This window comes from Abiotrophia sp. (genome assembly GCF_057275535.1).
Genome location: NZ_DBHIRJ010000003.1, coordinates 104,327 through 122,952, shown reverse-complemented (window position 1 = coordinate 122,952; position 18,626 = coordinate 104,327). Strand labels below are relative to the sequence as shown.

Genomic DNA, 18,626 nt, shown 5'->3' with positions numbered 1-18,626 from the left:
TAGAGAGTAGGTGTTTTTTGTGTTAGAAGTGAAGCATTTAGTCAAACACTTTGGCGACTTGTGCGCTGTCAATGATGTCTCCTTTAGGGTGCAGCCGGGGAGTATTATGGGGATCATTGGTCAGAACGGGTCAGGTAAGACTACAATTTTTCGGATGATTCTCAATTTCTTGAATTTAGAACCTGGTGCATCCATTGAGTGGCAAGGGCAGCCTATGAGTAGCCAGGTCTATGATACGGTAGGCTATTTGCCGGAAGAACGTGGTTTGTATGATAAGATGACCATTGAGGATCAGATTGTCTTCTTTGCGGAATTGCGCGGCATGAAGAAGGCCCAAGTCCTTGAAAAAATTGATTATTGGATGGAAAAATTCGATGTAAGAGGTAAAAGGAGCGATAAAATTAAGAGCCTGTCCAAGGGTAACCAACAGAAGGTGCAACTCATCGCGACCTTAATTCATGAGCCAAAACTCATGATTCTGGATGAGCCATTTTCAGGCCTAGACCCGGTCAATGCGGACTTACTCAAGCAAGGTATTCTAGAGCTCAAGGCGAAGGGTTCTTCCATTATTTTCTCTAGTCATAATATGAATAACGTAGAAGAAATTTGTGACCATTTGGTCATGATTCACTATGGTAAACAGGTGCTGTCAGGAACGGTTGACGAGGTCAAGGAATCCTTCGGCCGGACCCGTATTTTCCTAGAAAGTCCTGACTGGAATCAAGCCCAACTTGAAGCCCTGTCAGGCGTAGAAAAGGTCCGTCACCTAACCGGTCATCGTTATCATCTGATTCTAAGTGATGAGTCCGCCGGTCATGCCATCTTTGACGCAGTGACACAAGGAAAGTATATTGCCCAATTTAGTCAACAACCGCCAACCTTAGATGAGATTTTCAAGTTGAAAGTAGAGGTGTCTGACCATGAGTAAATTATGGATTATCGCCAAGGAAGTCTATCGCAAAAATGTGAAAAGTTGGGGTTTCTTCTTCATGGTTTTTGCGCCTTTTATTGTTATGGGTGTTTCTGTCTTGATTGGCTACTTTATTGCCAATGATGAATCGAGTCATGCCAATGAGACCATCGCTATTGTCAGTCAAGATCAGGGCTTAAAAGATAGTTTGGCCCAGGATAATTTGACTTATAAGTTGAACTATTATGAAGACGAAGCCAGTGCCCGCCAAGCCCTTAACCAAAAAGGAGTTAACGGCTATCTAAAGGTCAAAGAAGACAACGGGCGCGTGCAAGCTACTTATTACCAAAAGTCTACCGCCCATAGCCTGACCTTGTCTGATTTAGCCGAAAGTCTCAATCGCTATCAACTCAGCAAAATAGGTCAAAGCCTTAACCTTAATGATCAACAAATTGCCACCATTCGTTCCAGTAAGGTGTCAATCGGTAAGATTAAACTCAAGGAAAGCAAGGACGGGACCTATTCAGAAGAGGACGCTAAGTCCCTTCAAGTCATGGCCCGCATGGGGGCTGCCTTTGTGGCCATTATGCTATCCTATATGCTGATTCTAGCTTACAGTTCAATTTTTGCTCAGGAAGTGGCCTTGGAAAAGGGCAACCGCGTCATGGAAATCATCCTATCCTCCATTCCTGCCAAACAACATTTATTAGGTAAGATTCTAGGTGCTTCACTGATAATGGCTACCCAGATTGGTATTTACCTGATCTTAGGAATCGGCTTCTATTTCATAACCGGCGTCTCCAGCATTTTTAGCTACCTCGTGCCATTCAAACCGCTCTTGCTAGGGATTTTGCCTAGCTTTGGTTTAAGTCTAGTCTTTGCTTTGATGGGGATGTTGGCCTATATGATTCTATCTGTTCTGCTAGGATCCATAGCCACACGACTAGAAGATGTCCAAAAGTCCATTCAGCCGGTCATCTTCACTACCATCATTGGTTTCTATATTGCCATCTATGGCCTTCAACAACCTAATTCACCTGTTGTAGTCATCGGCTCTTGGGTGCCATTCACTTCTCCATTTGTCATGCCGGTTCGTCTAGCGACAGAGACTGTCTCAAATCTGGAAATTGTTCTCTGCCTACTTGGCTGTTTTGCCTTTATGGTCTTTGCCTTCTGGTTGGCCCTGACCTTCTACCAAGCGACCGTTCTCTCGACTAGTGACAAAGGGGTTATCCATGCCTTCAAGCGGTCTTATTCACTCTGGAAGAGTGAAAAGGGCCAAAAGGCTTAAGTTTAGAAAGCGAGTTTTATTATTACATGAAAAAATCCACCATTATTTCCTTCTTAAGTGTGGCCTGCCTCTTGGCAGCCTGCCAGCCTAAGTCGCGCGACGCTGCTCAGGGTGGGGACGCCCTCTATGGTCCACCCGAGTCAGCCACTAGCCAATCTTCGCTTGATGAAGCGACACGTCAACGTTATCAAGCCCTCAATAAGGTGCACGAATTTTACGAGAAATTGAGCGCTGTTCAAGTTAACACTTCTCTTAATCAAGAAGGAGGAGACTGGCAATCAACCGCTGACAGTCAACAATTTTATGAAGCGGGTGCCTTGAAATCCTATCGTACTAAGACCGTGACCAAGGTCAAGGATGCCCACTATGACTTGGAATTCTACTTCGACGGGGACCACCATTATGTGGCCTCACCTCATGCGGCTTGGAGTCAAAACGACAACGCCAAGAACTCCATGAGCTACCTCTATTGGGCCAAACTCCTAATTGAGGGAGATGACAACTCGGTACTGGATGCTGAGGCGCCTCAAGGTCAATGGCGGATTAATAAGACAGTGACCAATCCTGACTTGATCCAAGGCCTAGTTGGCCTGCTGGATTTGCCTGAAAGTTTTTCAGCTCAGGCTACTTATCAGGCGGACCTGACTTATCTGGTTGACAGTGAGACTGGTCAGATGCTTGAGGCTGCTCTTAAGCTGACCGTAACAGATGGGGAATCCAGCCATGTCTATCAAGCCAAGAGCACCACCAAAGTCCCAGAGGAATCTGTGACTAAGGATAGCCTTAAGCCTGATTTAGAGGCTCAAGCAAGTCCCTTAGAAGTAGCAGAAGGCCAGTGGTTAGAAGCTTTTAAGGCGGCCAATCCAACTCAGGCTATTAGTACTTATGAAGTGACAGAAGGTCGTCAAGCAGGCGACCAGGATAGTAATTTGCTTTATCTAACCAATAGCCAAAATGGTCAGGTCCTGGCACAAGCAATTGGGACTATCCAGGACAAGCAAATCAAAGGCTATCTCTACCAACTCGGTCAAAAGCGCTATAGCAAGGCAGAGGATGGCAGCCTTAAAGAAGAAACGATGGAGCCAATCGATTTCTATTATTTAGCAGTGCAGTCCTTGATAGATCATTCCGACCAGGTTCAAACCTTTAATCCAACCGATGAAGCTGGCCAACCCATTAATGATCCGGCAAGCGCCACAACGACAACCTATCGTTTGACCTTTGAGAATGACTACGATGGCCTAGCTAAATTGGCTGGTGCTATCGATATCTCCAATCTCAAACGCGAAGGAGAAGCCGTCTATGGGGTGGATTATGTGGTCAATAAGGCCAGTCTAGAGCTTGAAGGCTTCTATCTGTGGAGTTTGACGGCAGAAGATACAGCTATCACGCACGTCAATCGCTATAGTTTCCGCCATCTCAATCAGCAAGCCCCATCTCTGATTCAGTTTTTAGTAGATCCTGAACTAGTTAAGGCAGCCAAACCATAAGAAATACGACATAAGAAAATACCCCATCACCAAGAGGTGATGGGGTATTTTGATGAGCTCAGGCTAATGTTGTCCCGTGTTGCCATTTTGACCAGGTTGATTTGGGTTACCTGGTTGGTTTCCGTTCTGACCGGGTTGGTTAGGCTGACCCGGTTGACCTGGCTGGTTAGGTTGGTTGCCTCGGTTGTTAGGCGATTGCGGGTTGTTTTCTCCTTGCTCATTCGGATTTGGTTGGCTACTTGAAGAGCTAGATTCTGACTTAAGACTAACCGTAATGACTAGGGTGTCGGAACTACTGTTACCATCCACAATCCTGAGTCTTAAGACGTAATCCTGGATTTCATGGGCAGGAATATCAAAACTTGTACCTGTACCTTGATAGACCACTGTCCCGTTGACGGATAACTCAAAGGTGCCGGAACCAGTTAATGGTCCCCAAGTGGCGTGAATGGTACGCGTTTGTTGGTTGTAGTTAGCGTCGAATCCAGTAGGAGCAGCAATATGGCGGCCATAGTTGAGGGATTGTTCCTTAGGTTCCGTCCCCTTAATGAAGAGCTCGGAGGAAATCATTTCCCGTGGTGTGTATGGTCCAGGGAGTAGCAATGGTTCCGTATATTTCTCAATATCAGCCTTGACCAAGCTACTTGGCATGGTCCAGTCAGCCTTGCTTTGGTTAGCCATAAGCGAGGTCATGAGTTTGGCATAGATTTGTTGAGGAAGGCGGGTTTGCTCCAAGGTCAGATAATTGCCGGCTTCATAGGGGTTATCGTAACCGACCCAGGTAACCATGGCATACTTGGTAGTGAAACCTGCAAACCAACCATCTGGTGCCGCATAGGTGCTAGCATCCAGACCTAATTGGCTCAGTTGCTCTGCCGTATAGTTGGTTGTCCCGGTCTTACCTGCGTTAGGGATGCCGTCTAGTTTAGCAGCTGCAGCGAATTCGCCAGGAACACCTTTAAGGATATCGGTCAGCATATAGGCGGTAGAATCTTTCATGGCACGAGAACCCGGTGAATCGAAGTCTCGCACGGTGCCAGCAGAGGTTACGACACGACGTACTGCATAAGGGGCATGGTATTCCCCGTAGTTAGCAATCGCCGCGTAAGCCGCTGAAAGCTGGATAGGGGAGACTTCCCCACCAATGGCGTTGGCTTCCACTAACTCTTTCTTGTCATTATTACTGATGTTAATGTTGAGTTTTTGTAGGAAGGCATAGGCATTGTCCATGCCGACTGCATGTAACATCTTAAGGGCTGGGATATTACGCGAGCCGGCTAAGGCTTCACGAAGAGTCATCTTGCCCTTATATTCAAAGTCAAAGTTTTGGAGCTCGCCACCATTTTTATAGGTATAAGGCTCATCGACCACGGTGGTCCCGGTCGAGTAGTTGAGGTACTCGAAGGCAGGCCCATAGTCAGCCAGTGGCTTCATGGTTGAGCCGATACTGCGGTTCAGCGTATTGGCGCGGTTGAGACCTAGATAGACGTTTTGCTTACGACCACCAATGACAGCTTGGAGCTGGCCATTAGTGACGTCCACAATGGAAATAGCTGTCTGCATCTTATCATTTGGGAAGAGGGAAGAGTCGTTGTTGACCAAGTCATAGGCTTGCTTTTGAGCATCCCAGTTGAGGTTAGTATAGACTTCGACACCATCAGTGAAGATGTCCAGATTCATCTTATCCTTGACTTCCTTGGCGACCACATCCAAATAAGAATCTAAGACCATATCGGTATTATCCATGGTGTTCTGATCCAAAGGTTTGAGCATGGAGCTGACGGATTGAGCGACGGCCTCGTCGTATTGGGCTTGACTAATCAATTTGCGACGTAGCATGACACTCAGGACAGTATCACGACGTTCCTGAGCCGCTTCGGGAAAGGCATAAGGGTCATAAGATGATGGAGCTTGCGGAATCCCGGCTAAGAGGGCTGCTTCACCAACGGTTAACTGACTAAGTTCTTTGCCAAAGAAGAGGCGGGCAGCTGTCTTAGCGCCGTAGGTATTATTAGAATAGAAAAGCTTGTTGAGGTAGAAGGTCAGTATTTGGTCCTTGGTATACTCGCGCTCCAGTTGCATGGCTAACCAGGCTTCCTGGACCTTACGTTTTAAGGTTTGGTCCTTAAAGTCAGTCGAGAAGACCGAGTTCTTGACTAATTGCTGGGTAATGGTCGAGCCACCTTCGGAAATTCGACCTCTACGGATATTGCGGACAAAGGCACCTGCAATCCGAATGGGGTCAATCCCGTTGTGATTATAGAAACGACCGTCTTCAATGGCAATCACGGCATTTTTTAGGTTTTCAGGGATTTCATTGGCCTGCATGAGGTCACGGCTCTGATTACCTAACTCCTTGATTAGGTTGCCTTTTTGGTCATAGATTTTACTTGGCATCTGACCGACCAAATCTGCTTCCGTGATTTGTGGGGCAGAAGAGGAGTAGTAGATAAAGATGGCGGCACCTGAGGCAACCGCTAGAATAAAGAGGCTGAAGAAGGCAATCAGGCAGTATTTGAGGATACGACGCCAACGAGGCTTCTTACCAGCTTTTTTACCTTTCTTCTTTTGTCGGCCTTGATTCTCAGACGAATCAAGAGGCGTAGATTCTTGTTGGGAGGCTTGATATTTCTTGCGTTCGAGACGACTTCCAGTTACCAAGTCAATCCCTCCTTTCTTGTCAAACTAGTGAGCTTGGAGCCAGAGATCCACAGCTGCTAAATAATCAATCATAGGAAAGACTCCTTGTTGGCAGAGGTAGCCATGGCTTTCCAGGTATGTGAGGGGCAAGCTCTTACGCTTCTGACTTTCCAACCACTGATTGAGGGCAGGGAAGGGAAGTAAATAGACCTTGTCATGCACTTTGAAGCTAATTAAGAGAAAGACGATACCGCCCTGTTGGTGGCATTGTCGCATGTGCTCAATCTGGTGGTCTGGTAAGTTGGCCAGTGGGAAACTAGTTTTATTGGTCGTTTCCTTGGCTTCAAAGTCTAGGTATCGACCTAGATATAGGCCGTTGTAGTCTGTTGTCGAGGCTTGGCGATAGTAGGCCTCGGTTATCCGAGCAGCGCTACGACGTGGAAAATCCACCTTGACGACTTGAATCGGCGTCGGTTTCTTGTGGATTACCGCCAGATTGTGGCTGAGGTAGTATTGGTTGGATTGATTAATGCGATCTTCCAAGGACATGCCCCGGCTACCATACTGGGTAGGCTTTTTAGCTGCCTTGAGATCTTGCATAGTCCTAGCTTGAACTGGCTCTAGGCTTTGCCCTGCTGGCTTATTAATGGCGCTTCGCCGGGCTGAACCAGCTGGATATTTAACCATTCCACTCACTCCTTCACCTTATTATACAAGAAGCAAGCCCCTCCCGCCTAGTATTTCGCTATAAGTGCCCTGAAATTACACAAAAAGTTCATAAATAGGCACTATTTTTAAGTAAATCAGTTTTCCCAATCAAAATAAATGATAATCTAGCAATTAGGACGTATAATAAGGATGTAATTATTCGCAGGAGGGGTTTTATGTCCATATCTTATTATTTAACAGTCTTTGGGGCGGGAATTCTGTCCTTCTTATCGCCATGCGTCTTGCCATTGTTTCCTTTGTATATGGGAACCTTTATGGGGGAGACTGGGGACAAGAAGGTAAAAATTGGTAACTATAGTTTTTATCTCTTGCCAGTTTTGAAGGTTCTTGCTTTCATGTCAGGTATTTCGCTGATTTTCTTCATGTTAGGTTTTGGGGCCAGTCTCTTGGGACAAATCGTCTATGGTCACTATACCCGCTATGTGCTAGGGGGCATAATCGTGCTGATGGGAATTTATCAGCTGGAATTAGTGGAGATTCCATGGCTTAGTCGCCAAAAGACCGTCCAGATGGAGGCTAAAAATGCTGGGGAATTAACGCGGAGCTTTCTCTTGGGATTAAGCTTTAGCTTTGGTTGGACGCCTTGTGTCGGGCCAGTCTTGAGTTCTGTCTTGGCCTTAGTGACCACCACAGGGGCAAGTGCTTGGTACGGTGGCAGCTTACTCTTCGTCTATGCTTTGGGCCTGTCAGTGCCTTTCTTACTCTTAGCAGTGTTATCATCATCTCTCGTCAAATGGCTTAATGTGGCCAAACAACACATGATGCTGATTAAACGGGTGGGGGCTGTCCTCATCATATTGGTTGGTATTCTGGTTATGTTCAACAAAATCTAGGAAAAAGAGGCAAATAACATGTCACATTTTACACGTAAATTTTGGCAAGTCCTAGGACTTGTAAGCTTAAGTTCAGGCTGTCTAGCGGCCTGCCAACCTCATCAGGAGGCGAGTAATGCCAAGCAAGCAGCTAGCGCCACACAAACAAACACGTCTTCCCAAAAGCAAGAAGCAGGGCAAAGCTTAAGCGGGACCTTTCAAGATATTCATGGTAAAACTTATAAGTTAGAAGATTTGCGAGGCAAGAAAGTCTACATTAAATTCTGGGCCTCCTGGTGTTCTATCTGCCTAGCAGGACTCAAGGATGTCGACGCCTTAGCTGATGAAAGCAATCAAGGAAATGATGTGGTCGTCTTATCCATGGTGGCACCTGAAATTCGAAATGAAAAGCCACTGGCTGATTTCACTAAGTGGTTTTCCGGCCTAGATTATACGCATTTGCCGGTCTTAGTGGACCAGTCAGGTGATTTTATGAAGCAATTAGGGGTTGTGGCCTATCCCACTTCGGCCTTTATCAATTCCAAGGGGGAACTAGTAAAGGTCCAATTAGGTCATATGGATCGGCAAAGTGTCTTAGATCAATTGGCTAGCATGGACTAAGAATGGTTCTTAAAATCTGAAAGAAGGAAAATTCAATGGATAAACGTTATTTATTTGCCGGTCTGATCGCTGTTCTAGGCGTGATTACGCTTGTCTGGTGGCGGACCGCTAATTCTGGACTGACTGCCCAAAATATTGAAAGTCGAGTAGAGGCAGCCGTCAATGCAAGTGCTAGTAGTTCTTCCAAGACTTCAAGTAAGGAAGAAGTTAAAGAAGAGAACCTCAGAACCCTCTATCTAGCGGGTGGCTGCTTCTGGGGCCTAGAAGCTTATTTTGAGCAAATTGATGGGGTGCTAGATGTGGAATCTGGCTATGCCAATGGGACGTCAGACATCACAAACTATCGCTTAATCGCTCAGACCGACCACGCCGAAACGGTCAAAATCACCTATGATGCCAGTAAAGTAGATGTGCGTCAACTCTTACTCTATTACTTCCGGGTCGTAGATCCGCTCTCCCTTAACAAGCAAGGCAATGATGAGGGCCGACAATATCGGACGGGGATTTATTATGAAAGCCAAGAGGATAAGGCCGTCGCCCAAGCAGTAATGAAGGAAAAGGCGGATGAACTGGGCCAAGAACTCAAGGTAGAATTGGAGCCTCTTAAAAACTATGTGAAGGCCGAGGAAGAACATCAAGACTATCTGACCAAACATCCTAACGGCTACTGCCACATCGATCTCAAAAAGGCGCGAGATCCCTTAATTGATGCCAGTCGTTATCCCAAACCAAGTGATCAAGAACTGCGGGAAAAATTGAGCCCTGCCCAATACGCTGTGACCCAGGAAAACAACACCGAACAGGCCTTTTCCAATCAATATTGGGATAATAAGGAGCCAGGAATCTATGTTGATGTCGCCACCGGGGAGCCACTCTTTTCCTCTAAGGATAAGTATGACTCGGGTTGTGGCTGGCCTAGCTTTACCAAGCCTATCTCAGCAGATGTAGCCCGCTATAAGGAAGACACCAGCTATAATATGAAGCGGATTGAAGTCCGGTCACGTTCTGGTAACTCTCATTTGGGCCATGTCTTTGATGATGGACCTAAGGACAAGGGTGGCCTCCGCTATTGTATTAACTCAGCTTCCATCACCTTCATCCCTAAAGATCAGATGGAAAGTAAGGGCTATGGCTACTTACTGCCTTACGTGGAATAGCTAGAGAAAATAGCTGGTCCCACTTAGTTGAGTCAAATCTGAGGAAAAGTCAGTAAAAATAGGGTATATCTGTTTACAAATTGGACGCTTTCAGTTAAAATTGTGGAGTGTGTAAATAAACAAGAAGCTATGGAGGAAAGTTACATGGTAGCGAAATTCGAAAAACAAGCAACAAATACAGGGGCATTAACCTTTGAAATTCCAGTAGAAGATGTGAAGAAAGCTTTAGACACAGCATTCAAGAAGGTACAAAAACGTTTGTCAGTACCTGGCTTCCGTAAGGGGAAAGTGCCACGTCAAATCTTCAACAATGTATATGGGGAAGCTGCGCTTTACGAAGATGCTTTAAACGCTCTCTTACCAGTTCATTTATCTAAAGCCATCCAAGAGGCTGAATTAGAAGTAGTGACTGAACCAAAGATTGATATCGAAAAACTCGAAGCAGGTCAACCTTGGGTATTGAAAGCTGAAGTTGTCTTAAAACCAGAAGTTAAATTAGGCGACTACAAGGGCTTAGAAGTAGAAGCACAAGACCGTCAAGTATCTGATCAAGATGTTAAGGACGAATTAGAATCTCGTCGTTTAGGTTTGGCTGAACTCGTTGTTAAAGAAGGCGCAGCTGAATTAGGTGATACGGTTGTCATCGACTTCGAAGGTTTCTTGGGTGACCAAGCATTTGAAGGCGGTAAGGGTGAAAACCACTCATTAGAACTCGGTTCTAACAGCTTCATCCCAGGTTTTGAAGATCAATTAGTAGGGACTAAAGCAGGTGACCAAGTGGAAGTAAAAGTAACTTTCCCAGAAGCTTACCATGCAGAAAACCTTAAAGGTCAAGACGCTGTCTTCAAAGTGACCGTTCACGAAGTAAAAGCCAAAGAATTACCTGAATTAGATGACGAATTTGCAAAAGACGTGGATTCCGAAGTTGAAAGCTTAGCTGAATTAGAAAACAAAATCCGCGTTCAATTAGAAGAGTCTAAAAAGACTGCTGCTAAGGAAGTTGTAGAAGACTTAGCTTTACGTCAAGCTGTTAAGAACGCTGAAATCGTTGAATTACCAGAAGTAATGGTAGAAGACGAAATCAACCGTCAAGTATCTCACTTCACTAACAACTTGAAACGTCAAGGCATTAACGAAGACTTATACTTCCAAATTACAGGGACTAACGCTGAAGGCTTACGTGCTCAATTCGCCGAAGAAGCTGAATTACGTACTAAGACTAACTTAGTATTAGAAGCAATTGTCAAGGCTGAAGACATTCAAGTAACTGATGCAGAAATCGACGCTGAAGTCGCTGACTTGGCATCTCAATACAACATGTCTGCTGATCAAGTGAAACAATTTGTGTCAACTGATATGTTAACTGCTGACATCCGTATGAAGAAGGCAATGAGCTTAATTGTTGATTCTGCGGTAGAAAAATAATAAAATAAACCTATTAGAATAACTATAAATGAGGGTTGCGAGAGTCTTATGTTCAACGATGACTATCTGCATCCCTCATTATGACGTTAGAGGAAGGATCGATTACCATGACCAGTAACCATACCGGGAATCATGGCGGCTACTATTGCTCGTTCTGTGGCAAGTCCCAAGATGAAGTCAATAAGATTATAGCAGGGCCAGATGTCTATATTTGTGATGAATGTGTGGGCTTATGCGAGGAAATCATTCGTCAAGATATGGTCAGTGATTCTGAAGGTTTTAGTGGCGTGAGCGTCCTCAAACCTGCTGAAATCATGGCCCATCTTAATCAATATGTCATCGGCCAGACTGAAGCCAAGAAATCCTTGGCAGTTGCCGTCTATAACCACTACAAACGTATTAACGCTAGCATTGCCACACATGAAGCGGATATTGAATTACAAAAGAGCAATATCTGTCTGATTGGGCCAACGGGTTCTGGGAAGACTTTCCTAGCTCAGTCCTTAGCCAAATTACTTAACGTGCCATTTGCAATTGCTGATGCGACTAGCCTAACTGAAGCCGGCTATGTGGGGGAAGATGTGGAAAACATCTTACTCAAGCTGGTTCAAGCAGCAGACTATGATATTGAAAAAGCTCAACACGGCATTATCTATGTGGATGAAATCGACAAGATTGCCCGCAAGAGTGAGAATGTCTCCATTACCCGCGATGTCAGTGGGGAAGGGGTCCAACAAGCCTTACTCAAGATTTTGGAAGGAACGATCGCTAACATCCCACCTAAGGGTGGCCGTAAGCATCCTAACCAAGAGTTCATCCAACTGGACACCTCGCAAATTCTCTTTATTGTAGGGGGCGCCTTTGATGGCATTGAGACCATCGTCAAGGAACGCTTAGGTAGCAAGGTTATTGGTTTTGGCAGCAGCAATGGCAAGTTAGACCAATCCAAGTCACTCATGCAACAAGTCACGTCAGAGGACCTCTTGAAGTTTGGTTTAATCCCAGAATTTATTGGGCGTTTGCCCGTGATGGCCATGTTAGAGAAGTTAACCCAAGAGGACTTGGTTCGCATCTTAACAGAACCTAAGAATGCCTTGGTTAAACAATATCAACGTCTCTTCCAAATTGATGGCGTAGAGCTAGAATTCAAGGAAAAGGCCCTGATTGCCATTGCTAAGCAGGCCATTGAGCGCAATACTGGCGCACGTGGCCTCCGTTCTATCCTGGAATCCGTCATGTTGGATATTATGTTTATCGTCCCAAGTGACGAAAATATCAGCCGCATTGTCATTACAGAAGATACGGTGCTAGGTAGCCACCAGCCATTCTATTACAACAAGCACAACAAGCGTATCAAACCGCAAAAGGAGACTGCTTCATGAAGGTAAGTCAGGCAGAATTAGTCATTAGTGCCGTCAGCCCAAAGCAATATCCACAAGATGCCTTGCCTGAAGTAGCCCTAGCGGGTCGCTCTAACGTGGGCAAGTCTTCTTTCATTAATAAAATGATTGGTCGAAAGGGTTTGGCGCGTACATCCAGCCAACCTGGTAAGACCCAAACCCTTAATTTCTATGACATTAATCAGACTTTCCGATTTGTCGATGTGCCTGGCTATGGCTATGCTCGGGTCTCCAAGACAGCCAGAGCAGAGTGGGGCAAGATGATTGAACATTATCTCCTTAATCGGGACAATGTTCGCGTGCTCTTTCTCTTAATGGATTTTCGCCATGAGCCAACCGAGTTAGATAAGGCTATGAAGGATTTTGCTGATGAAGCAGAGATTCCTTATGCCATCATCTTGACCAAGGTGGATAAGATTAAGAAGAGCCAATGGAATAAGCATTTATCCATGTATAAGAAGGCTCTAGATTTGCCGACGGTCGATGCGCTTTTCCCATTCTCAGCCGAAACGGGCTATGGCGCGCAAGATATCTGGGACGTGATTGAAGCCCAAATTGAAGACTAGGGAGGCTTGCTATGAAGAAATTTCTCTCAGGCTATACAAAGAAGGAGTGGGCATGGATTCTCCAAGACTGGGCCAACTCCGTCTATTCTCTAATGATTACAGCCGCTATTTTTCCTATTTTCTATAAGGCCGTCACGGATAGTGTGGGGATGGCACCTGCCACTTCCACAGCCTATCTGGGCTACGCCAATTCTCTGTCTACCATTGTGGTGGCCGTCATGTCGCCTTTCTTGGGAACCTGTGCTGACTACAAAGGCGTACGGGGACCGCTCTTTACCTTTGGGACCCTGCTTGGGGTCGGGAGTGTATTGGCCATGATTTTTGCCGGGCCAAATGCCTGGCTCTATCTCTTGGTGGTTTATACCTTATCTGCTATTGGCTTCTCCTTATCCAATGTCTTTTACGACTCTTCCATTATGGATGTGACGACTGAACAACGTTTGGATATGGTCAGCTCAGCAGGTTATGCCTATGGTTATATTGGCAGTGTCTTTGCCTTTCTGATTTTCTTTGCTTTGCAAGTATCAGGTTGGTTGTCATCGCGTGATTTAGTCAATGTTGGCTTCTTAATTACGGCCATTTGGTGGTTTGGCTTTACTGTGCCTTATTGGCGGCATGTTAAGCAAGTCTCCTACATCGAGCACCACGATGGTTTGGTTAAGTCTACCTTGCGCTCGCTTAAGGAAACAGTGGGAGAGCTCAAGCACTATCCAACCATTTTATGGTTCTTAGTGGGTTACTTCCTCTATATTGACGGGGTAGGGACCATTATCAAAATGGCGACCTCTGTGGGGAGCGATTTGGGCTTGCCTGCCAACCAGTTGATTATTATTCTCCTAGTGGTTCAGGTCGTGGCCTTTCCGTCATCACTGGCCTATGGTGCCTTGGCTAAACGTTATGGCAGCCGCGCTTTGCTCTTCTTCGGCATTGGAACCTATGTGGTCATTTGTGTCTTCGCTCTTAGGTTGTCCGGTTTCCGGGATTTCTTGATCTTGGCTATCTTAGTAGGGACTGCCCAAGGGGGCATTCAGGCCCTCAGTCGTTCTTACTTTGGCCAGTTGATTCCTAAGCAAAAGACTAACCAATTCTTTGGTTTCTATAATATTTTTGGTAAATTCTCTTCCGTACTAGGGACCACCATCTTGGCCCTAGTCGCACAGATGACAGGGGACTCGCTCAAGGGGCTCTTCGCCATCATTATTCAATTCTTATTGGGTGCTTACTGTCTCTATCGGGCTAAGCCCCGCACCAACTCTGTTTAAGCTAGTTCAGTAAGGGAGGGCATCAGATGGCGGGTATTCCTAATGACATCATTGAATCGGTCAAAAAAGAAGCCGATATCGTGGCCATTATCAACCAATATGTAGCCCTGACCAAGCGCGGGAATAACTATACTTGCTCTTGTCCCTTCCACGAAGATAACAATCCTTCCTTCTCGGTTAGCCCGGACAAGCAGATTTATAAGTGTTTTTCCTGTGGTAGAGGGGGCAATGTCTTTGGCTTCCTACAGGAAATGGAAGGAATTAGCTTTCCAGAAGCCGTTAAGAAGGTAGCTGAGCTATCCAATATAGCCCTCGATAGTCGCTATTTTGAGACGGGACAGGCTGTCAGTCAGCCCCATCAACGTTTGCTTGATTTACATGAAAAAGCCCGTGACTTCTATCACTTCTACCTAACTCAAACGGTAGCAGGGGAGGCAGCCTATGCTTACTTAAAGCAACGTGAGCTTAAGGAAGAAACACTGGCAGACTTTCATTTGGGACTAGCGCCTGATAATCCTCAGTTGCTGATTCAGTACCTGACGGAAGCGGGTTTTAACCATGAAGAAATGCTGCAATCAGGGATTTTCTATCAAGCTAGCCAAGGTTTGATGGATCGTTTCCATGGTCGGATTATCTTTCCCTTGGAGGACCGCCAAGGTAGGACGGTCGCCTTTTCCGGGCGTATCTACCAAGCCAATCCTGGCGATGACCCAAAAGTTGCCAAATACGTCAACTCTCCCGAGACCGATATTTTCCATAAATCATCCTTGATTTATCATTTTGCTCAAGCTCGGCCACATATTCGCCGTCTCAACCAGGTTCTAATCTGCGAAGGTTATCTGGATGTGATTGCCCTGAGCCAGGCCGGTTTCCCGCAGGCTGTGGCGACCATGGGGACTAGCTTGACCAGCCAACACCTTGGCCAGTTAGGCAAGGTAAGCCAGGAAATTATTTTTGTCTTTGATGGCGATGCTGCAGGTCAAAAGGCAACAGCTCGGGCTTTTGAATTAAGCCTTACTTTACCGCTTCATACCATTAAGGCTGTTTCGATTCCTGGTAAGATGGACCCCGATGAGTGGATTAAGTCCCGTGGGGCTGATAGCTTCAAGTCGCTGATTAACCAGGCTATTCCGCGCTATGAATTCCTCAAGAATTATCTTCAACAGGAATACCAGTTAGCTGATCTTGAACAGCGAGCACTCTATATCAATCGACTTTTAGACTTAGTTGCCCAGTTACCTTCGCCAATCGAACGAACCATGCGCTTGCAGGCCTTAGCCGAGGAATTCGGTTTAGACTTGGCCATGTTGGAAGAGCAACTAGCTCAAGTTTCCTATCGCCATCGCAAGGAAGAGGCTAAGGAGAGCGATAGACCCAAGCAAGATTCACCTGACAAGTGGGATAAGGCCCATTCTTCGGGATTCTCGGATCAGGCACCTTCGTCTAACCCAGTCCAAGCTAAGCCAGGGGCATTAGATGACCAAATCAAGTCGCTTAAGGCCTATCATTGCGAGCGCTACATCCTGTCTAATCTAATTTTTAATGAGCCAGCTTGGCAGTTTATTGAAGGCTTAGACCAGCCTCTGCTCTTTGTCCATCCAAGCGCTCAAGCTATTTATTATCAGCTGGAACACTTCTATTATGAAAAAGGAGGCCGACTGCCTCTGACCGGTATCTTAGATGTGGAAGCCAGCCCTGATGAGCAACAATACTTGGCCAGTCTGATTTGGGATTATGCCCAAACCGATTATTCGGACCAGGCCATGCAAGATTGCCTTAAAACCATTGATGCTGCCTTTACTGAGATTCAGCTTAAGGAGCTACAAAACAAACTCAAACAAGCCCAAATACGTGGGGATAAGACCAAGATTAATGAATACTTGGTTGAAATACTGCGCTTAAGCCGGCAATTAAAGAAAAACTAGGAGGTTCTTATATGGCTGAAGAAAAAGATCTAAAGTTAACTCCAAATCAAGACATCGCCTCACCCTATCTAGAGGCTGTCAAAGCCCTCATTCTAGCTAAAAAGTCAGAAGGGCAAGTCCACTATGACGAATTAACGGAGAAAATCGCGAGCCCTTACGGACTAGATGCTGACGGGATTGATAGCTTAATTCAAATCGTCGAAGATAATGGGGTTTCTGTTGTCGGTGATGATGGGGGACCAACCAAGCAACAAATGGTCCGTGAAGAAGAACAATTGCAGGCTGATTTGGCAGCTGAATCTAAAACCGCGACTTCCAAGCTTAAGGTTAGTGACCCTGTCCGTATGTACCTTAAGGAGATTGGGAATGTCCCTCTCTTAAGCGCTGAGGAAGAAATCAACCTGGCCGTTCGTATCCAAGGCGGTGACGACATCGCTAAGCAAGAACTGGCTGAAGCCAACCTGCGCTTGGTTGTTTCCATTGCCAAACGTTATGTGGGCCGTGGCATGCAGTTCCTAGATTTAATTCAAGAAGGGAACATGGGTTTGATGAAGGCCGTTGAAAAGTTCGACCACACCAAGGGCTTTAAGTTCTCCACTTATGCTACCTGGTGGATTCGTCAAGCTATTACTCGTGCCATCGCAGACCAAGCCCGTACTATCCGAATTCCAGTTCATATGGTGGAAACCATTAACAAGCTGGTTCGGGTCCAAAGACAGCTATTGCAAGATTTAGGTCGCGAACCGACACCTGAAGAAATCGGGGCGGAAATGGACCTACCAACTGAAAAAGTCCGCGAAATTCTCAAGATTGCCCAAGAGCCTGTTTCCTTGGAAACACCAATTGGGGAAGAGGACGATTCTCATTTGGGCGACTTCATCGAAGATGAAGGGGCAATGAGCCCAGAAGTCTTCACTTCTTCGGCTTTATTGCGGGAGCAGTTGGAAGACGTCTTAGATACCTTGACCGACCGCGAAGAGAATGTCTTACGTCTGCGCTTTGGCTTAGACGACGGCAACATCCGGACCCTGGAACAAGTAGGGAAAGTCTTCGGTGTTACTCGTGAGCGAATCCGTCAAATTGAGGCCAAAGCCTTGCGCAAGCTCCGCCATCCAAGTCGCTCTAAACAATTGAAAGACTTCTTAGAATAAGCAAGATATCTCAGCCTGATAGGCGTCCTGTTTGAACAAAAAAACAGGACGCCTATTGGTCATTAAAAGCGCGACTTTGCTTGACTTAAAGGCCGTCATGTCCTATAATAAAGGGGATTAAAAGCGCAATTAAAAGAAGATAGCCTAGCGACTCTGGGACGGTGGAAGCCAGAGCAAATCGATGGTAGTTTTTAAGTCACTCATAGGCATAAATGAAGCGCTAGTTCAATGTAACTAGAAATAGGGTGGAACCGCGAAGTTATCTTCGTCCCTATGGTGGTCAGTGGATTACCATAGGGACTTTTTATTTGTCGCCAGGGGTTTGCCGTCCCCGTTATAAAGGAGGAAGCATCATGAAGAAGAAAACCATGCAAGATATTATCATGACCTTACAGCAATTCTGGGCTAAGCAAGGCTGTTTGGTTTTACAAAGCTATGATACGGAGAAAGGGGCAGGGACCATGAGCCCTTACACCTTCTTACGTGCAATTGGCCCAGAACCTTGGAATGCCTGCTACGTCGAACCTTCCAGACGTCCAGCAGATGGTCGTTACGGGGAGAACCCCAACCGCCTCTTCCAACACCACCAACTGCAGGTGGTCATGAAGCCATCGCCCCTGAATGTTCAAGAACTCTATTTAGAGAGTTTAGAAGCCATCGGGATTGATCCTTTGGAACATGACATTCGATTCGTTGAAGACAACTGGGAGAATCCTTCTCTGGGCTGCGCCGGCTTAGGTTGGGAAGTGTGGATTGATGGGATGGAAATTACCCAATTCACCTACTTCCAACAAGTAGGGGGGCTTAAGTGCCATCCAGTGACTAGCGAGATTACTTATGGTCTAGAGCGTTTGGCTATGTATATCCTGGACGTTGAAGATGTCTATGAACTGGAGTGGGTGGAAGGCGTCAAGTATGGCGATATCTTCCGTCAACCTGAACGTGAGCACTCCGTTTATGCTTTCGAACAAAGCAATAGCGACTTGCTCTTCACCTTGTTTACAGAGTTTGAGCAAGAAGCACTTAAATTGATTGACTTAGGTTTGGTCCATCCAGCCTATGACTACATCCTCAAGTGTAGCCATACCTTCAACCTACTCGATGCGCGTGGCATGATTTCCGTATCAGACCGTGCCGGTTACTTAGGTCGCATTCGTAAGATGGCGCGTTCTGTTGCCCAAGCCTTTGTGGCTGAACGTGAAGCCCTCGGCTTCCCACTCCTTAAAAAATCAGAAAGTGAGGCCTAG

15 protein-coding genes are annotated in these 18,626 nt (G+C 46.0%); 13 read left to right on the top strand and 2 right to left on the bottom strand.

Translation table 11 applies throughout. The annotated features are described in order from the left end of the window. The first annotated feature begins 19 nt into the window (after window positions 1–19). Genes ACO53F_RS03240 through ACO53F_RS03230 form a run of 3 tightly spaced genes read left to right on the top strand, consistent with a single transcriptional unit; the run spans window position 20 to window position 3,691 of the window. The gene (locus ACO53F_RS03240; protein ID WP_485137284.1) at window positions 20–928 is read left to right on the top strand and encodes an ABC transporter ATP-binding protein; all 909 of its coding nucleotides are present in this window, start codon (window positions 20–22) and stop codon (window positions 926–928) included. Next, window positions 921–2,201, top strand: coding sequence for an ABC transporter permease (locus ACO53F_RS03235; protein WP_485137283.1), 1,281 nt, complete (start codon window positions 921–923; stop codon window positions 2,199–2,201). Before ACO53F_RS03240 ends, ACO53F_RS03235 begins: the two co-directional genes overlap by 8 nt. Before the next feature lie 26 nt (window positions 2,202–2,227). Next, window positions 2,228–3,691: a hypothetical protein gene (locus tag ACO53F_RS03230; RefSeq protein WP_485137282.1), complete on the top strand. Its 1,464-nt coding sequence runs from the start codon at window positions 2,228–2,230 to the stop codon at window positions 3,689–3,691. 63 nt (window positions 3,692–3,754) lie between these two features. Here ACO53F_RS03230 and ACO53F_RS03225 read toward each other — a convergent pair whose 3' ends face one another. Both ACO53F_RS03225 and recU read right to left on the bottom strand, forming a co-directional pair. Next, the gene (locus ACO53F_RS03225) at window positions 3,755–6,352 is read right to left on the bottom strand and encodes a transglycosylase domain-containing protein (RefSeq protein WP_485137281.1); all 2,598 of its coding nucleotides are present in this window, start codon (window positions 6,350–6,352) and stop codon (window positions 3,755–3,757) included. Window positions 6,353–6,376: 24 nt separating this feature from the next. Continuing rightward, window positions 6,377–7,018, bottom strand: coding sequence for a Holliday junction resolvase RecU (recU, locus tag ACO53F_RS03220; RefSeq protein ID WP_485137280.1), 642 nt, complete (start codon window positions 7,016–7,018; stop codon window positions 6,377–6,379). A 197-nt stretch (window positions 7,019–7,215) separates the two neighbouring features. On the opposite strand from recU, the gene ACO53F_RS03215 reads away from it, so the two are divergent. The 10 genes from ACO53F_RS03215 (at window position 7,216) to glyQ (ending at window position 18,626) form a co-directional block, all read left to right on the top strand. Further along, window positions 7,216–7,893 (top strand): cytochrome c biogenesis CcdA family protein, encoded by a 678-nt coding sequence (locus ACO53F_RS03215; RefSeq protein WP_485137279.1) that lies wholly within the window; start codon window positions 7,216–7,218, stop codon window positions 7,891–7,893. Between the two features lie 18 nt (window positions 7,894–7,911). Next, entirely contained in the window at window positions 7,912–8,493 is a 582-nt protein-coding gene (locus ACO53F_RS03210) for a redoxin family protein (RefSeq protein WP_485137278.1), read from the top strand. 35 nt (window positions 8,494–8,528) lie between these two features. Beyond that, window positions 8,529–9,650: a peptide-methionine (R)-S-oxide reductase MsrB gene (gene msrB / locus ACO53F_RS03205; RefSeq protein WP_485137277.1), complete on the top strand. Its 1,122-nt coding sequence runs from the start codon at window positions 8,529–8,531 to the stop codon at window positions 9,648–9,650. 144 nt (window positions 9,651–9,794) lie between these two features. After that, entirely contained in the window at window positions 9,795–11,075 is a 1,281-nt protein-coding gene (gene tig / locus ACO53F_RS03200; protein ID WP_485137276.1) for a trigger factor, read from the top strand. 107 nt (window positions 11,076–11,182) lie between these two features. After that, window positions 11,183–12,457 (top strand): ATP-dependent Clp protease ATP-binding subunit ClpX, encoded by a 1,275-nt coding sequence (gene clpX, locus ACO53F_RS03195; RefSeq protein ID WP_311465831.1) that lies wholly within the window; start codon window positions 11,183–11,185, stop codon window positions 12,455–12,457. Then, complete coding sequence (gene yihA / locus ACO53F_RS03190; protein ID WP_314211318.1) at window positions 12,454–13,041, top strand: ribosome biogenesis GTP-binding protein YihA/YsxC; 588 nt, start codon at window positions 12,454–12,456, stop codon at window positions 13,039–13,041. The genes clpX and yihA overlap by 4 nt, the downstream gene beginning before the upstream one ends. Window positions 13,042–13,052: 11 nt before the next feature. Then, window positions 13,053–14,303, top strand: coding sequence for an MFS transporter (locus ACO53F_RS03185; RefSeq protein WP_485137275.1), 1,251 nt, complete (start codon window positions 13,053–13,055; stop codon window positions 14,301–14,303). Between the two features lie 26 nt (window positions 14,304–14,329). Further along, a complete protein-coding gene (dnaG, locus tag ACO53F_RS03180; protein WP_485137274.1) occupies window positions 14,330–16,228 on the top strand; it encodes a DNA primase in 1,899 nt (632 codons plus the stop codon). A gap of 11 nt (window positions 16,229–16,239) precedes the next feature. Next, entirely contained in the window at window positions 16,240–17,379 is a 1,140-nt protein-coding gene (gene rpoD / locus ACO53F_RS03175) for an RNA polymerase sigma factor RpoD (protein ID WP_485137273.1), read from the top strand. Between the two features lie 353 nt (window positions 17,380–17,732). Beyond that, window positions 17,733–18,626 carry a glycine--tRNA ligase subunit alpha gene (glyQ, locus tag ACO53F_RS03170; RefSeq protein WP_070755037.1) on the top strand — a complete coding sequence of 298 codons (894 nt, stop codon included), beginning with the start codon at window positions 17,733–17,735 and terminating at the stop codon, window positions 18,624–18,626.

Bases quoted from the DNA above. Each gene is read 5' to 3' on its own strand.
- recU (WP_485137280.1), bottom strand. From the start codon at position 7,018: ATGGTTAAATATCCAGCTGGTTCAGCCCGGCGAAGCGCCATTAATAAG.
- clpX (WP_311465831.1), top strand. From the start codon at position 11,183: ATGACCAGTAACCATACCGGGAATCATGGCGGCTACTATTGCTCGTTC.
- glyQ (WP_070755037.1), top strand. From the start codon at position 17,733: ATGAAGAAGAAAACCATGCAAGATATTATCATGACCTTACAGCAATTC.
- ACO53F_RS03210 (WP_485137278.1), top strand. From the start codon at position 7,912: ATGTCACATTTTACACGTAAATTTTGGCAAGTCCTAGGACTTGTAAGC.
- tig (WP_485137276.1), top strand. From the start codon at position 9,795: ATGGTAGCGAAATTCGAAAAACAAGCAACAAATACAGGGGCATTAACC.
- yihA (WP_314211318.1), top strand. From the start codon at position 12,454: ATGAAGGTAAGTCAGGCAGAATTAGTCATTAGTGCCGTCAGCCCAAAG.
- ACO53F_RS03230 (WP_485137282.1), top strand. From the start codon at position 2,228: ATGAAAAAATCCACCATTATTTCCTTCTTAAGTGTGGCCTGCCTCTTG.
- dnaG (WP_485137274.1), top strand. From the start codon at position 14,330: ATGGCGGGTATTCCTAATGACATCATTGAATCGGTCAAAAAAGAAGCC.
- ACO53F_RS03185 (WP_485137275.1), top strand. From the start codon at position 13,053: ATGAAGAAATTTCTCTCAGGCTATACAAAGAAGGAGTGGGCATGGATT.
- rpoD (WP_485137273.1), top strand. From the start codon at position 16,240: ATGGCTGAAGAAAAAGATCTAAAGTTAACTCCAAATCAAGACATCGCC.
- ACO53F_RS03215 (WP_485137279.1), top strand. From the start codon at position 7,216: ATGTCCATATCTTATTATTTAACAGTCTTTGGGGCGGGAATTCTGTCC.
- ACO53F_RS03235 (WP_485137283.1), top strand. From the start codon at position 921: ATGAGTAAATTATGGATTATCGCCAAGGAAGTCTATCGCAAAAATGTG.
- msrB (WP_485137277.1), top strand. From the start codon at position 8,529: ATGGATAAACGTTATTTATTTGCCGGTCTGATCGCTGTTCTAGGCGTG.